At 70.5% G+C, this 13,084-nt stretch carries 16 protein-coding genes; 10 read left to right on the top strand and 6 right to left on the bottom strand.

Features of this window, described 5'->3' with window-relative positions:
- Positions 1-26: 26 nt before the first annotated feature.
- Positions 27-386: a hypothetical protein gene (locus LPA41_RS01140; RefSeq protein WP_229067629.1), complete on the top strand. Its 360-nt coding sequence runs from the start codon at positions 27-29 to the stop codon at positions 384-386.
- Positions 387-424: 38 nt separating this feature from the next.
- The gene (locus tag LPA41_RS01135) at positions 425-853 is read left to right on the top strand and encodes a VOC family protein (protein WP_229067625.1); all 429 of its coding nucleotides are present in this window, start codon (positions 425-427) and stop codon (positions 851-853) included.
- Here the strand turns inward: LPA41_RS01135 and LPA41_RS01130 are convergent.
- Entirely contained in the window at positions 846-1,601 is a 756-nt protein-coding gene (locus LPA41_RS01130; protein WP_229067623.1) for a dienelactone hydrolase family protein, read from the bottom strand. The genes LPA41_RS01135 and LPA41_RS01130 overlap by 8 nt on opposite strands.
- An 89-nt stretch (positions 1,602-1,690) precedes the next feature.
- Here LPA41_RS01130 and LPA41_RS01125 point away from each other — a divergent pair, with 89 nt between their 5' ends.
- Positions 1,691-2,248 (top strand): TetR/AcrR family transcriptional regulator, encoded by a 558-nt coding sequence (locus tag LPA41_RS01125; protein ID WP_229067622.1) that lies wholly within the window; start codon positions 1,691-1,693, stop codon positions 2,246-2,248.
- Between the two features lie 20 nt (positions 2,249-2,268).
- Here LPA41_RS01125 and LPA41_RS01120 read toward each other — a convergent pair whose 3' ends face one another.
- The gene (locus LPA41_RS01120; RefSeq protein WP_229067620.1) at positions 2,269-2,874 is read right to left on the bottom strand and encodes a TetR/AcrR family transcriptional regulator; all 606 of its coding nucleotides are present in this window, start codon (positions 2,872-2,874) and stop codon (positions 2,269-2,271) included.
- Between the two features lie 105 nt (positions 2,875-2,979).
- Here LPA41_RS01120 and LPA41_RS01115 point away from each other — a divergent pair, with 105 nt between their 5' ends.
- The 4 genes from LPA41_RS01115 (at position 2,980) to LPA41_RS01100 (ending at position 7,704) form a co-directional block, all read left to right on the top strand.
- On the top strand, positions 2,980-3,429 hold the full coding sequence (locus LPA41_RS01115; protein WP_229067614.1) for a MarR family winged helix-turn-helix transcriptional regulator: 450 nt from the start codon (positions 2,980-2,982) through the stop codon (positions 3,427-3,429).
- Complete coding sequence (locus LPA41_RS01110) at positions 3,426-5,015, top strand: MDR family MFS transporter (protein ID WP_229067612.1); 1,590 nt, start codon at positions 3,426-3,428, stop codon at positions 5,013-5,015. The genes LPA41_RS01115 and LPA41_RS01110 overlap by 4 nt, the downstream gene beginning before the upstream one ends.
- 163 nt (positions 5,016-5,178) lie before the next feature.
- The gene (locus LPA41_RS01105; protein WP_229067611.1) at positions 5,179-6,756 is read left to right on the top strand and encodes a diguanylate cyclase; all 1,578 of its coding nucleotides are present in this window, start codon (positions 5,179-5,181) and stop codon (positions 6,754-6,756) included.
- A gap of 102 nt (positions 6,757-6,858) precedes the next feature.
- A complete protein-coding gene (locus LPA41_RS01100; protein ID WP_374238087.1) occupies positions 6,859-7,704 on the top strand; it encodes an SAM-dependent methyltransferase in 846 nt (281 codons plus the stop codon).
- 256 nt (positions 7,705-7,960) lie between these two features.
- Here the strand turns inward: LPA41_RS01100 and LPA41_RS01095 are convergent, their stop codons facing one another.
- Both LPA41_RS01095 and LPA41_RS01090 read right to left on the bottom strand, forming a co-directional pair.
- The gene (locus LPA41_RS01095) at positions 7,961-8,266 is read right to left on the bottom strand and encodes a hypothetical protein (RefSeq protein WP_229067610.1); all 306 of its coding nucleotides are present in this window, start codon (positions 8,264-8,266) and stop codon (positions 7,961-7,963) included.
- 61 nt (positions 8,267-8,327) lie between these two features.
- Complete coding sequence (locus LPA41_RS01090) at positions 8,328-8,579, bottom strand: hypothetical protein (RefSeq protein ID WP_229067609.1); 252 nt, start codon at positions 8,577-8,579, stop codon at positions 8,328-8,330.
- 262 nt (positions 8,580-8,841) lie between these two features.
- On the opposite strand from LPA41_RS01090, the gene LPA41_RS01085 reads away from it, so the two are divergent.
- Positions 8,842-9,078 (top strand): DUF397 domain-containing protein, encoded by a 237-nt coding sequence (locus LPA41_RS01085; protein WP_229067608.1) that lies wholly within the window; start codon positions 8,842-8,844, stop codon positions 9,076-9,078.
- Between the two features lie 100 nt (positions 9,079-9,178).
- On the opposite strand, the gene LPA41_RS01080 is transcribed toward LPA41_RS01085, so the two are convergent.
- Positions 9,179-10,069, bottom strand: coding sequence for a helix-turn-helix transcriptional regulator (locus LPA41_RS01080; RefSeq protein WP_229067607.1), 891 nt, complete (start codon positions 10,067-10,069; stop codon positions 9,179-9,181).
- Positions 10,070-10,336: 267 nt separating this feature from the next.
- Here LPA41_RS01080 and LPA41_RS01075 point away from each other — a divergent pair, with 267 nt between their 5' ends.
- Positions 10,337-10,651 (top strand): hypothetical protein, encoded by a 315-nt coding sequence (locus LPA41_RS01075; RefSeq protein ID WP_229067604.1) that lies wholly within the window; start codon positions 10,337-10,339, stop codon positions 10,649-10,651.
- Entirely contained in the window at positions 10,648-10,836 is a 189-nt protein-coding gene (locus LPA41_RS01070; RefSeq protein WP_229067601.1) for a hypothetical protein, read from the top strand. Before LPA41_RS01075 ends, LPA41_RS01070 begins: the two co-directional genes overlap by 4 nt.
- On the opposite strand, the gene LPA41_RS01065 is transcribed toward LPA41_RS01070, so the two are convergent.
- The gene (locus LPA41_RS01065) at positions 10,826-13,057 is read right to left on the bottom strand and encodes an LLM class flavin-dependent oxidoreductase (RefSeq protein ID WP_229067599.1); all 2,232 of its coding nucleotides are present in this window, start codon (positions 13,055-13,057) and stop codon (positions 10,826-10,828) included. The two genes, LPA41_RS01070 and LPA41_RS01065, sit on opposite strands and share 11 nt — an antisense overlap.
- Positions 13,058-13,084 lie beyond the last annotated feature (27 nt).

Raw genomic sequence — 13,084 nt, 5'->3', positions numbered from 1 at the left:
GCCGCTGCCGGCGCCGAGCTGAACGGATGAGCGCGATGGACGTGGTGGATTTCTGGATCCGGTCCTGGACCAGCGACGACCTGCCGGCCGCACGCCGCCTGCTCACCGCGGACGTGGAGGCCGAGTGGAACCTCGACGCCCCCGTCGACGACGAGGAACTGTTGCAGGTGCTGCACCGGATCGCCGCCTTCGCGGACCGGGTCGAGGTGATCGCGCGGACCGACGCGATCGACGGCGCGGCGCTCGTCTACGACCTCATCGCGCCGTTCGGCACGGCCCGGCTCGTCGAGTTTCTCGCGGTGGCGGACGGGTCGATCAACGAGATCAGGCACGTGTACGACGTGACGGCCGTAGACCGCTTCTTCCCCGGTCTCTACGACAATTAGGCCGTAATCTGTCCGGTTTCGTGGGTAGCGTGCGGCTCATGCCTTACGACATCCAGATCGTGGTGGACAGCGCCGATCCGCACACCCTCGCCGACTGGTGGGCCGAGACCCTCGACTGGCAGGTGGAGCCGCAGGACGAGGCGTTCATCGAGGACATGGTCGCCAAGGGTCACGCCCGCGTGGAGGACACGAAACGGCACAACGGCGCGCTGGTGTGGCGGATCGGCGGGGCGGTCGTGCACCCGGACGGCGGCGGTCGGCGGCGGATCCTGTTCCAGGCCGTCCCGGAGGGGAAGTCGGTGAAGAACCGCCTGCACCTCGACGTCCGGGTCGGCGACGAGGCGCGGGAGGCCGTGCGCGACAAGCTCGTCGGACGCGGGGCCACCTTCGTCCGGGCCGGTCAGCAGGGACCGTTCTCGTGGTTCGTGATGACCGACCCGGAGGGCAACGAGTTCTGCCTCACCTGACCGGCAGCGCCCGGTCGAGCAACGCGAGGAGCGCCGTCCAGTGCCGCTGTTCGGCGGCCTCGTCGTGCATCGCGGTGTCCGCCATGGTGAAGCCGTGCGGCGCGCCCTCGTAGAGCTCCGAGGTGTAGGTGACGCCCGCCGCCGCCAGCGCCGCCTCCAGCGCCGCGATGTTCTCGCGCGTCATCGAACCGTCGTTGTCGGCGTGTCCGAAATAGACCTCGCCGCTGATCTTGCCGACGGCCAGGTGCGGGCTGTCCGGGCTGTCGGTGACGAGCCGCCCCGCGTGGAAACTGGCGAGCGCGGCGAACCGGTCCGGCAGCGCGCTCACCGCGACGAGCGCGTTCCGGCCGCCCATGCAGTACCCGACGATGCCCGCCGGTCCGTCCCCCACACCCGGTACGGCGGCGAGGAAGTCCAGGTAGTGCCGGGTGTCCGCGACGAGACGGTCGGCGGTAAGCGCGGCCATCATCGGCATCAACCGGCGGAACGCGGCGCCCCGGCGATCCTCCTCGACCAGGTCCTCCGGTTCGACGAGAGGGCTGGCCGCGCTGCGGTACAGAATGTTCGGGGCCAGCACGGCGTAACCCCGCGCGGCGATCCGGGCGGCCATCCCCAGGATCTGCGGACGCAGGCCGAACGCGTCCATGAAGAGCAGCACACCGGGGTACGGGCCACCGCCGTCCGGCATGACGAGGTAGGCGTCGGCAGTCCCGTCCGCCGCCGGGACGTCCACCTGAAGCTGCCGCATGCGAGTACCTCCACGACCGTCACGAATGATCGTCCGGACCGTAACATTGGATCTCCGTCTTTCCCGGTGGACGTCGTATCCTCATGCCCATGGCCACCCGCCTGCGCGCGGACGCCCGACGGAACCGCGCCGCTCTGCTCGCCGCCGCTCGGGAAGTCTTCGCCGAGCACGGCCTGGACGCGTCGCTGGACGAGATCGCCCGGCGCGCCGGGGTCGGCAACGCCACCCTCTACCGCCGCTTCCCCAGCCGGCGGCACCTGATCGCCGAGGTCTTCGCCGGTCACATGACGGCCGCGGTCCGGCTCGCCGAGCAGTCCCTGGAGCATCCGGACCCGTGGGCCGCGTTCGTCGGCTACCTCACCCGGGTGTGCGAGTTGCAGGCCACCGACCGGGGCCTCGCGGAACTGCTTGTCACCACGGCCTTCGACGACGACGAACGGCTCGCCGCGCTGCGCGCCGCCGCACAGCGGCGTGCGGTCGACGTGATCGTCCGCGCCCAGCGGGCCGGCCGGCTGCGCTCCGACTTCACCCGGCAGGACCTGGCCCTGCTGATGATGGCGAACGCCGGGGTGGCCCAGCACTCCGCCGATCCGCAGGCCTGGCGCCGGCAGCTGGTCCTGCTCCTCGGCGGCCTCGCCACCCGCTGACCGGCCGCACCCGTCGTGCGTCAGGCGAACCCGCGGCCGGCCTCGGCGAGCGCCTCGCTCGCCACCTCCCAGTAGGTCGAGTCGGCGGGGTGCTCCAGCCAGGCCGTCAACGCGACCCGCAACGCGGCCAGGAAAGTGGCCGCGAGCAGTTTGGCCCGTACCCCCGTGGGGTCCTCGCCCGGGCCCAGCCGGGCCGTGACCTCCGCGCCGATCTCGCGTTCCATAGCGGCGAAGGTCTGCATCTGCGCGGCGGCGAGGGACGGGTGCCGGCGCATCAGGCGGGTGCGCGCCGTCCACTCCGGATCCAGGTCGCCACTCGCGCCGTAGAACTCGGCGGCGGCCGCGGTGAGTGCGTGCCACGGCGGTTCGTCGCGGGGCCGAGCCCGGATGATCTCCAGCACCTGCCGCATCCGCTGGTGCTGGCCGTAGAAGAGCGCCTCCTCCTTGTTCGCGAAGTAGTTGGAGAAGGTGCGCCGGGAGACACCGGCCTCGTCGGCGATCGCCTCGACCGTGATCCGGTCCGGGCCGTGTTCGAGGGCCAGGCGCAGGGCGGCCTCGTGCAGGGCGAGGCGGGTGGCCGCCTTCTTGCGCTCGCGAAGGCCCGGCTCAGTGGTCGGCACGCTCATCGGCTGAGCATATCGGCGTGTGATTCAGTTCCCAATGGGAAAACTTGCACAGGCGGCAAGTTTGGCGCGATAGTTGTGTGCAGCAAACATCACGGGAGGCGCGACATGGCCAACGAAGCCTTGGTGGCGGGCCTGCACGAACTGCTCAAGGCGGTACGCCTGCTCAAGCAGAGTTCGGCCGCCCCCGTCAGCACGACCGGCGTGCTCGCCGCGATCCGCCGCAACGAGGCCTGCCACATGAAGGACCTGGCCGCCGAGCACGCACTCGACCCGTCGACGATCAGCCGCACGATCGCCGCCCTGGTCCGCGACGGACTCGTCGCCCGGACCGCCGACCCCGCCGACGGGCGCGCCAGCATGCTGCGCCTCACCGACCGGGGCCGGACCGAACTCGATGCGGTGTACGCGCATTACGACAGTCGGCTCGCCGACGCACTCGCCCGGTGGAGCCAGGAGGAGATCGACACGTTTGCCGCATCCCTCCAGCGCTTCGCCGCGGACCTGATCGCCCAGCAGAACCAGAACCACACGCCCAGCCTGGAGGTCGCGCGATGAGCGCCCCAACCACAACACGGGCCGACCAGAGCGCGATGACGCACCGCGAGATCATGGAAGCCCTCTCCGGCCTCCTGCTCGTGCTGTTCGTCGCGATGGCCAGCTCCACCATCGTCTCCACCGCCCTGCCGAAGATCATCGGTGACCTGAACGGCAGCCAGACGCAGTACACCTGGGTCGTCACGGCCACCCTGCTCACCGCCACGGCGACCACCCCGATCTGGGGCAAGCTCTCCGACCTCTACAGCAAGAAGCTGCTGGTCCAAGCCTCCATCGTGATCTTCGTGCTGGGTTCGCTGATCGCCGGCTTCACCCAGAACACCGAGCAGCTGATCGCCGCCCGCGCGTTCCAGGGCCTCGGCATGGGCGGCGTACAGGCGTTGGTGCAGGTCGCGATCGCCGCGATGATCCCGCCGCGGGAACGCGGCCGCTACAACGGCTACCTCGGCGGCGTGATGGCTCTCGCCACCGTCGGCGGGCCCCTGCTCGGTGGCCTGATCGTGGACACCGGCTGGCTCGGCTGGCGCTGGTGCTTCTTCATCGGCGCGCCGTTCGCGGTGATCGCCCTGCTCGTCCTCCAGAAGACCCTGCACCTGCCGGTCATGCGCCGCGACAACGTGAAGATCGACTGGCTGGGCGCCACCCTGATCGCGGCCGGCGTCAGCGTGATCCTGGTCTGGGTCTCGTTCGTCGACGGCTCGTTCGACTGGGTCTCCTGGCAGACCTTCGCCATGGTGGGCGCCGGCGTGCTGCTGCTCGCCCTCGCCGTCTGGGTCGAGTCCCGGGTCGACGAGCCGGTCGTGCCGCTGTCGATCGTCCGGCAGCGCACCACGGCCCTGGCGATCCTGGGCAGCCTCGCGGTCGGCATGGCGATGTTCGGCGGCTCGGTCTTCCTCGGTCAGTACTTCCAGATCGGCCGCGGCTACAGCCCGACCGAGGCCGGCCTGCTGATGATCCCGATGATGATCGGCATCCTGGTCTCCTCGACCATCGGCGGTCGCATGATCACCAAGAGCGGCAAGATCAAGCCGTACGTGGTGACCGGCACGATCGTCCTGGTCATCGGGTTCGCCGGACTCTCGACGATCGACCACGACACCTCCCTCTGGTACGTGGGCGGCGCCATGGCCCTGGTCGGCATCGGTGTCGGCCTCTCCATGCAGAACCTGGTTCTCGCCGTGCAGAACACCGTGGCGCTCAAGGACATCGGCGCGGCCAGCTCGACTATCGCGTTCTTCCGCTCGCTCGGCGGCACGATCGGCGTCTCGGTCCTCGGTGCGGTCCTCGCCCGCCGGGTCGCCGACTCGATGACCGAGCAGCTGACCGCGATGGGCGTGCCCGCCGGCAGCACCTCCGGCACCAGCGCGCTGAACCTGAGCAGCCTGCCCGAGGCGATCCAGCACGTGGTCCGGGTCGCGTACGGCGACGCCACCGGCCACATCTTCCTGATCTCCGCAGCAGTCGCGGTGATCGGCGTGATCGCCGCCGTCGCGATGAAGCCCGCGAAGCTGCGCAGCACGGTCGACCTCGGCACCACCCCGCCGGAGTCCCCGGAGAAGAAGGAGGCGGCCCTCGCCGCCAAGTGAACCACCCGGCAGCACCGGCGCCCGCACCCACTCAGGGTGCGGGCGTCGTCACATGTAGCGCTTTGTCCGTTTACGCAGAGATAACCTCGACGAACGGAGAGTGAATCCCTACAGCCGGGCCGGACGCCGCCGATCAATGCTCAGCAGGGGAGAGGAGAACCGGGTGGATGAGCTCGCGAGTGCCGAGGCGATGTCGGCTGTCCTTCTCTCGATCGAGGACGAACGCTCGTGGAACGCGGCGGTCGAGCTGGACCGGTCCCTCGAGATCGAGAAGGCGGCCCGCGCCCTCGGTGACGACTCGCTCGTCGCCCGCGCCCAGCTGGTGCAGGCCAACATGCGGCTGCGCTCCGGTGACGTGGCCGGCGCCGCCTCGCAGATCTGGCAGGTGCACCAGTGGGCGGTCAGCAACGACGACCGCCGGCTGATGGCTCGCACCCACCTGGTCTGGTCCTACATCCACGGGCACCTCAGCGACGCCGAGCAGGCCCTGGAACACGCGGTGCTCGCGGTCGAGTTGCTCGGCGACGACTCCACCACCCACATGCACATCTGGCACCGCACCAAGCTGGCCGACGCGCTCTGGGCGGCCGGCTCGATGGACGCGGCCCGGGTCCGTTACCGGCAGGCCGAACAGCTGGCCGTGGAGACCGGGTCGCCGGCGTTGCTCTGCCTGCTCAACAACTACGCCTTCACCGAGTTCGACACCGGCAACCAGAAGCGCGCCGAGCAGGTGGCCGACCGGCTGCTCCGGCTCGCCGACGAGCGCGGCGAGAAGCTCGAGCCCGCGTACCTGGACACCATCGGCTGGATCCAGATCGGCAACGGCCGCTTCCCCGAGGCCGAGGCCACCATGCGGCAGTGCATCGAGCGGCACGAGGAGGGGCGGTACGACGCCGCCGACGCCCTGGCGATGTACCTGCTCACCCTCGCCCGGGCACAGCGCGGCCTGGGCGCCCTCGACCGAGCGCAGTCCACGCTGGACACCTCGCGCGCGATGTGCCTGGAACGCGACCTCGGCGACCTGCTGGTCCGGGTGCACCAGGAGCAGGCCGAACTGCACGCCGCCCGCGGTGAGTTCGCCGAGGCGTTCGAGGCGCACAAGGTCTTCTTCACGGCGTACCAGAACCGGCACTCGGTCCAGCGGGAGGCGCGGACGCGTACCCGGCAGGCGATGTTCGAGACGGCCGAGGCCCGGCAGGAGGCCGAGCGTTTCCGGGAGCAGGCCCGCCGCGACCCGCTGACCGGGCTGCACAATCGGCGGTTCGTCGACGAGAACCTCCCGGCCCTCGTCCGGGACGACCCGTCGCTGGTCGTCGCCCTGGTCGACCTCGACCACTTCAAGCAGGTCAACGACCGGCTGTCGCACAACGTCGGCGACCAGGTCCTGGTCCGGGTGGCCGACCTGCTGACCCGCGGGCTGAGTGCCACCTGCCCGGCCGGCTTCGTCGCCCGGATGGGTGGTGAGGAGTTCCTGATCGTCCTGCCGGGCACCTCCGCGCAACGGGCCACCGCGCTGCTCGACACCATCCGCCGCTCGGTCCGCGCCCACGACTGGGCATCGCTGACACACGGCCTGCCCGTGACGGTGAGCATCGGTGTCGCCCTGTCCGCCGAGCTCACCGCGCCGACACAGCCCGCCCTGCTGTCCACAGCGGACAGTCGGCTGTACGCTGCCAAGCACGCCGGACGTGATCAAGTCGTGTCGGTCACCGATCGACGGGAACGCGCCTCGGCGGCCTGACCGGCTGCCTGCGCGAACCGGCGAATCCGTGCGGCGGGGGTTAAGTCGGTCAATCATTGCCGCTACCCTGAACGGACCGATGAAGATCGGCGCCCGGGGTCGATGCGCGAGGAGGCGTTCGTGGAGAAGGACAGTGGCAGTCCCGCACCGAACGAGGTGGCCCCGCCCGGGGTGAACATCAACGTTCCCCACTCCGCCCGCATCTACGACTACTGGCTCGGCGGCAAGGACAACTTCGCGGTCGACCGGGCCGTCGGCGAGGCCATGATGCAGGCGATCCCCGGCATGCGTTACATGGCCGGCGAGAACCGGAAGTTCGTGCACCGGGTCGCCCGTGACCTGGTGTCCAAGGAAGGCATCACCCAGTTCCTGGACATCGGCACCGGCATCCCGACCCGGCCCAACCTGCACGAGATCGCCCAGGGGCTCGACCGCACGGCCCGCGTGGTCTACGTGGACAACGACCCGATCGTGCTGGTGCACGCCCGCGCGCTGATGATCAGCACGCCCGAGGGCCGCAGCGAGTACATCTCGGCCGACGTCCGCGACCCCCGCTCGATCCTCGGCGACCGGGTGCTGCGCGACACCCTCGACCTCAGCCGGCCGGTCGGCCTCACCCTCATCGCGATCCTGATGCTGCTCGCCGACGCGGACGACCCGTGGGCCACCGTCGCGGAGCTGCGCGACGCCCTGCCCTCCGGCAGCCTGCTCGCGATCACCCACCCGACGGCCGACTTCAATCCCGACGAGGTGAGCGCGGCCGTCGCCGCCGCCACCGGCGCCGGGATGACGCTCGTCGCGCGCACCCACGACGCGGTCGCCCGGTTCTTCGGCGACTGGGAGATGCTCGAGCCCGGCCTGGTCCCGGTCTCCAACTGGCGCCCCGACGAGGAGGTCGCCGACCCCAAGGCGGCGTACTACTGGGCCGGGGTCGCCCGCAAGCCCTGACCTGACGTGCGTGAGAAGCCCCCGCCGGCTCGGCCCGGCGGGGGCTTCTCCAACAATGCCTGTCGCGGATCTCCGCCGGGCGCAGAACTCGCCGGTGGCCGGCTTGCCGGTGGCTGGCCTCGCCAGTGGCTGGCCTTGCCGGTGGCCGGCCTCGCCGGCGGCTGGCGGAGCCTCGTTGCTGCCGCGCCGAGCCTCGTCGCGGATGTTCTGACCGGGTGGGCGGTCCGGCACGGGGAACCGGGCCGCCCACCCGGCGTCAGACGGGTGTACTTCGTGACACCCGCAAGCGCGGACGCTTGCACGCCGGCGGGACGGGCATCCGCCTCGCCCGGATCAACATCTCCCGGACCTCGCCGGCCCGGCCGGACCGGTCGATGACGACGGCACGGACACCGAACCAGGTGTCGCCCTCGTGCGGCACCGGCCGCGCCCAGTCGACGCGCAGCATGCGGACCCGGATCGGCCCGACGCCGTAGCAGTAGTCCGCCTCGGCGAACTCGTACACCGGCCAGACCGGCCCGCTCGGCCGCAACCGATCGTCACTGATCCGAGGCGCCGACACGCCCCAGCCGCTGCGGCCCGGACGACGCCGGGCCGATCGCGGCTGGCGGCAACGAATGAGTTCACTCGCGCGCGTCGGACTCACCCTCCTCGGCCGGCGGCTCGGCGGCGGTCGGGCCACCGGGCCGGTTCAACGCATACCTCACTCCGCCGAACCGATGCGTGACGGTGCTGGCCCGGGCCTCGGCGGCATCGACCTCGTCGATGGCGCGCTCTCCCCGGAAGAGCACCGACGGGTTGCCCCGCCGTGCCGATTCGGACACCGTGCGGTCACTCGGATCGGGACGTTCCGGGCCGATGTTGGAAATCGACATTCTCGTAACCTCTCGCTCGGAACGCCCCCCGCCAGGGGAGCCACGCGCTGAGGCCGCAGACGCCGCTCCGCGACCGACCCATCACCTAAAGATGTCACCCTGAGTGACAACCATCAGGAGTAGTACGTGCGTTATCATGCTCAAAATCACGTGACTACGCAAGGCCAGATGCACGTGCATCTGCATTCTCGGCCGAATGGCACGTGGCTTATCACCACCCCCGGATCGATCGGCGGTTCGGGGCAGACCAAGGGAGCTTGGAATGACCTACGTGGTCAACGGCATGCCGGCCGGTCAGCTGGAGGGCGTTGTCTGGCAGAAGAGCCGTCGCAGCAACCCGAGCGGCAACTGCGTGGAGTGCGCTGTCCTGCCCGGCGGTGACGTCGCCGTGCGCAACTCCCGGGACCCCGAGGGTGCTGCGCTGATCTACACCCGCGCCGAGATCGAGGCGTTCCTCGGCGGCGTCCGTGACGGGGACTTCGACAACCTCGTCGCCTGAGAACGAGACTGAGACTGAGGACGACCAGATAGACCAGCGGTCCGGTCGCACCGCGACCGGACCGTGCCGTTTTCCGGGCATCATGATCGCCCGGCCGCCGTCAGGCGGGCTTGCCCACCTCGTGCAGCAACTTGCCGAGGATCTCCGGCGTGTGGTTCGGCGGTTCCGCGTCGATGCAGACCCGCTCCATCGCCATCGCGTACTGGTCGACGTCCTCGCGCTTGTCCAAGTAGATCGCGCTGGTCAGCTGCTCGACATACACCACGTCGGGCAGCTCCGGCTCGGGGAACCGCAGGATCGCGAACGGGCCACCGGCCGCGGCGTGCCCACCGGCGTGGAACGGGATGATCTGCAGCCGGACGCTCGGCATCTTGGACACCTCGATGAGCGACTCGATCTGGGCCCGCATCACCTCGACGCCGCCGATCGGGCGGCGCAGCACGGCCTCGTCGATCACCGCCCAGAGTTGCGGGCCGCCCGGCCGGGTAAGTATCTGCTGCCGGTGACGCCGCACCTCGACACGACGGTCGATCTCGTCGGCGCTCGCGCCGGCGTGGCCGAGCATGATGACGGCTCGCGCGTAATCCGGCGTCTGCAAGAGGCCGGGCACGAACTGGATCTCATAGGTACGGATCAGCGACGAGGCCGCCTCGAGCCCGAGGTAGGCCTGGAACCAGCCGGGGAGCACGTCGCTGAAGTGCTGCCACCAGCCCGGGTTGTTGGCCTGCCGAGCCAGCCCGATGAGCGCGTCACGCTCGTGGTCGTCGTCCACGCCATACATGGTCAAGAGGTCCGCGACGTCGCGTTCCTTGAAACTGACCCGGCCCAGCTCCATGCGGCTGATCTTCGACCCGGAGGCCCGGATCTCGTATCCGGCAGCCTCCCGGGTGATTCCCCGCGACTCCCGCAGCTTCCGGAGCTGGGAGCCGAGCAGAATGCGGAGGACGGTAGGACCGCCGCCCGGCGCCTCCTCCTGCGAACCCGCGCTCACCTGACTCCTCGTCGCCACATCGTGACTGCCCGGCGCAGTCCCATGCATCCTAGAGCGGAGATCGTCCGCTGCGAAACCATGCCTGTGCTCCGCCCGCCCGCATTTGCGCCGAGCAGATGCACGTGCAGACGGCCTTGCGAACGCACTTGATGACGAGCATGATAGCTGACAGACACGTACCGACTGCTAACACAGCGTGCCGAAAAGTCCGACTGCTCGGCCGATGTGGGTCCCCGACGCCTCATTAGGAACCCTGGAGGCACGCAGATGTCGAAGATGACGGCGTCCACACCGAACCTCACACCCCCGCAACGCGACCCCGCGGATGTGGCCCCAGCCGAGAGCTACCGGCCGGCCGACCCGGTGTGGGTCTACCGGGACGGCTGGCGGGCCGGAGTCATCGAGGCGTCCTCCCCGCGCGCGGTCACCGTGACCTACCGGCCCGGCGTCCACCCCGGCACCGGCGTCGACACGTTCACCGCGCCCTACGTGACGTCCCGGTTCGACAGCGACCCCGCGCTCGACCACCGCGGTCTTCGCCTGGTGCGCCGCAACCCGCGCAACCGGGGGCCCCTGGCATGACCGGCGCCGTGACGGTCGCCGCCATCGTCGGCCTGCTCAGCCTCTTCTCCGGCGTCGCCCTCGGGTGGTACCTGCGTCGCACCAACGACTGGTGCCCGACCTGCGGGGAGCAGCTCACCTGCGGTGGCGCGTGCCAGTTGAGCCTCGGCCACCGATCCGAGCACCAGCAGCCGGTCAGGACCTAGGGTCGATGTTGAAGTTGTCCCGGAAGACGTTCCCCGGGTCGTAACGCCGCTTCAACTCCCGCAGCCGCGCCAGCGTCGCCGGCGGCCACGCCTCGGTGATCCGCTCCGGTGACCAGTCCGTCTCGAACGACAGATACAACCCCCGGAAGTGCCCGGCCAGCTCCGCCCACGCGGCGTCGAGCCTCGCCTTGGAGCCACCGAACGCGACAACCGAGAAATTCGCCGCCCGATGCGCGTACGCCGTCGCATCGTCCGGCACGTCCGCGACCGCGCCGCCCACCGATCGCACCTGGAAGAAGTACGCCGCCCCGGACGCGATCAGCTCCGCGGCCGCCGCACAGAACTCCGGCGTCAGACGGTCGATCAGCCCGGACCGGGCCACCGGCTCGCCCTGCCCGTCGTGCGGGGTGTCCGGCACGTTCATCACCCCGGAGTACGGCACCACCCGCACCTGCTGGTCGAGCAGCGGCGCGATGCCGGCGACCCGGGTGAACCGCTCGATGATCGTGTCCGGCTCGGCGGAGTCGACCACCCCGTAGATCTGGGCGAACGAACGGCCCTGCCGGGACGGCCCCAGGATCAGGTTGGTGGTGACGTCCCGCGGTGCCGCCTCCATCGCGGCGCCCCAGCGCTCCAGCAGGCCGGCCCGGTCCTCGGCGTCCAGCACGAACTGGCCGAAGCCGACCGGGCCCACCACGTCGGCCTGGAACTCGAACGCCGTCACGATGCCGAAGTTGGCACCGGCACCGCGGACCGCCCAGAACAGATCGGTGTTCTCGTCCGCGGAGGCGCGCACCACCGAGCCGTCGGCCAGCACCAGCTCGGCGGCGCGCATCCGGTCGATGGTCAGGCCGTGCTCGCGGGCCAGCCAGCCGATCCCGCCCGCGGTCGCCAGCCCGCCGACACCCACGCCGCCGTAGTCGCCGCTGCTCAACGCCCAGCCGTACGGCTCCAAGGTGGCTGCCACCTGCTTCCAGCGGGCACCGGCACCCACCCGGATCAGCCGGTCCGGCTCGGAGAGGACCTCGATGCCGTCGAGTCGGGACAGATCGATCACGATGCCGCCGTCGTTCGTCGACCGGCCGCTGATGCCGTGCCCGCCGCTGCGCACCGCCAGGGGCACCTCCTGCTCCATGGCGAACGCGAGGGCGGCCCGCACCTGCGGCACATCCGCCGGTTGAAGCACGAGCCCCGGCGAACCTCCTCGCATATAGGTCGAGCGCACCAGCCCGTACTCAAAATCGCCGGGCTCGATCGCCACCGCCGCAAGCGTCTCCGGAAGCCCGTCGTAGTCGATGTTGTCGCGGCGCAGCCGCAGAGCCGCGACCGGGCGCACCAGGCCCGTCGCCACCCCCGCCGCGGTGCGCGACCGCGCCACCGCGTCGCGCACCGCCGGGACCACCTCGGTCGCGAATCGCTCCAGCTCACGCGGGTCGTCGGAACCGAGCACGAACGTGCTGATGCCCTGCTCCACCGCGTACGGCACCAGTTCGTCCACCCACCGCTGCGCGTTGTGCCCCGGATCGCCGGAGATGTTGAGCAGCCGGCGGATCTCCCGGGGATCCCGGCCGGCCGCCCGCGCCGCCTCGTCGATCATCGCGTTGCCGCTCTCCAGCGCACCCGGTTTCAGGTACGGGAGCGACGGCAGCCAGCCGTCCGCCTTCGCGCCGAGCAGCCGCAGCATCCGCGGGCCGTAGGCGCCCAGCCAGATCGGCACCTCGTGCGCCGGCGCCGGTCCGCGCTTGGCCCCGCTCAACCGGTAGTACTCGCCGGGATGACGCACCGGTCCGCGCGCGTCGGTGCGCCACAGATCACGGATCACGTCGATCGCCTCGCTGAGCTGATCCACCGACTCGCCCGGGGTGCGGCGGGGCACGCCCATCGCCACCATGGCGTCCCAAAACCCGCCGGCACCCAGACCCAGGGCCACCCGGCCACCGGAGAGAAGGTCCAGGCTGGCGGCGGCGCGGGCGAGAACGGGAGCGGGGCGCATGGGTACGTTCAACACGTTCCCGGAGATCTCGACGCGCCGGGTTCGCGCCGCCACCCAGGTCAGCAGCGTCCAGGTGTCGAGGAAGCCCGGCTGATAGGGGTGGTCCTGAAAGGTGACCAGGTCGTACCCGAGATCCTCACTGAGACCGGCCAGCTCGACCACGGCCTCCGGGTCGTCGTTCGACGGGGTCAGGAACGTGCCGAAGCGCAGCGGGTGACCGTAATCCACCCCATGATCGTATGCCGGGTCACTCGT

It is taken from the genome of Actinoplanes sp. DH11, assembly GCF_020873875.1.
Classification (GTDB): Bacteria; Actinomycetota; Actinomycetes; order Mycobacteriales; family Micromonosporaceae; genus Actinoplanes.
The sequence above is the reverse complement of the archived record's forward strand: the minus strand, read 5'-3'. Positions and strand labels throughout refer to the sequence as shown.

Bases quoted from the DNA above. Each gene is read 5' to 3' on its own strand.
- LPA41_RS01140 (WP_229067629.1), top strand. From the start codon at position 27: ATGAGCGCGATGGACGTGGTGGATTTCTGGATCCGGTCCTGGACCAGC.
- LPA41_RS01135 (WP_229067625.1), top strand. From the start codon at position 425: ATGCCTTACGACATCCAGATCGTGGTGGACAGCGCCGATCCGCACACC.
- LPA41_RS01130 (WP_229067623.1), bottom strand. From the start codon at position 1,601: ATGCGGCAGCTTCAGGTGGACGTCCCGGCGGCGGACGGGACTGCCGAC.
- LPA41_RS01125 (WP_229067622.1), top strand. From the start codon at position 1,691: ATGGCCACCCGCCTGCGCGCGGACGCCCGACGGAACCGCGCCGCTCTG.
- LPA41_RS01120 (WP_229067620.1), bottom strand. From the start codon at position 2,874: ATGAGCGTGCCGACCACTGAGCCGGGCCTTCGCGAGCGCAAGAAGGCG.
- LPA41_RS01115 (WP_229067614.1), top strand. From the start codon at position 2,980: ATGGCCAACGAAGCCTTGGTGGCGGGCCTGCACGAACTGCTCAAGGCG.
- LPA41_RS01110 (WP_229067612.1), top strand. From the start codon at position 3,426: ATGAGCGCCCCAACCACAACACGGGCCGACCAGAGCGCGATGACGCAC.
- LPA41_RS01100 (WP_374238087.1), top strand. From the start codon at position 6,859: ATGCGCGAGGAGGCGTTCGTGGAGAAGGACAGTGGCAGTCCCGCACCG.
- LPA41_RS01090 (WP_229067609.1), bottom strand. From the start codon at position 8,579: ATGTCGATTTCCAACATCGGCCCGGAACGTCCCGATCCGAGTGACCGC.
- LPA41_RS01085 (WP_229067608.1), top strand. From the start codon at position 8,842: ATGACCTACGTGGTCAACGGCATGCCGGCCGGTCAGCTGGAGGGCGTT.
- LPA41_RS01075 (WP_229067604.1), top strand. From the start codon at position 10,337: ATGTCGAAGATGACGGCGTCCACACCGAACCTCACACCCCCGCAACGC.
- LPA41_RS01070 (WP_229067601.1), top strand. From the start codon at position 10,648: ATGACCGGCGCCGTGACGGTCGCCGCCATCGTCGGCCTGCTCAGCCTC.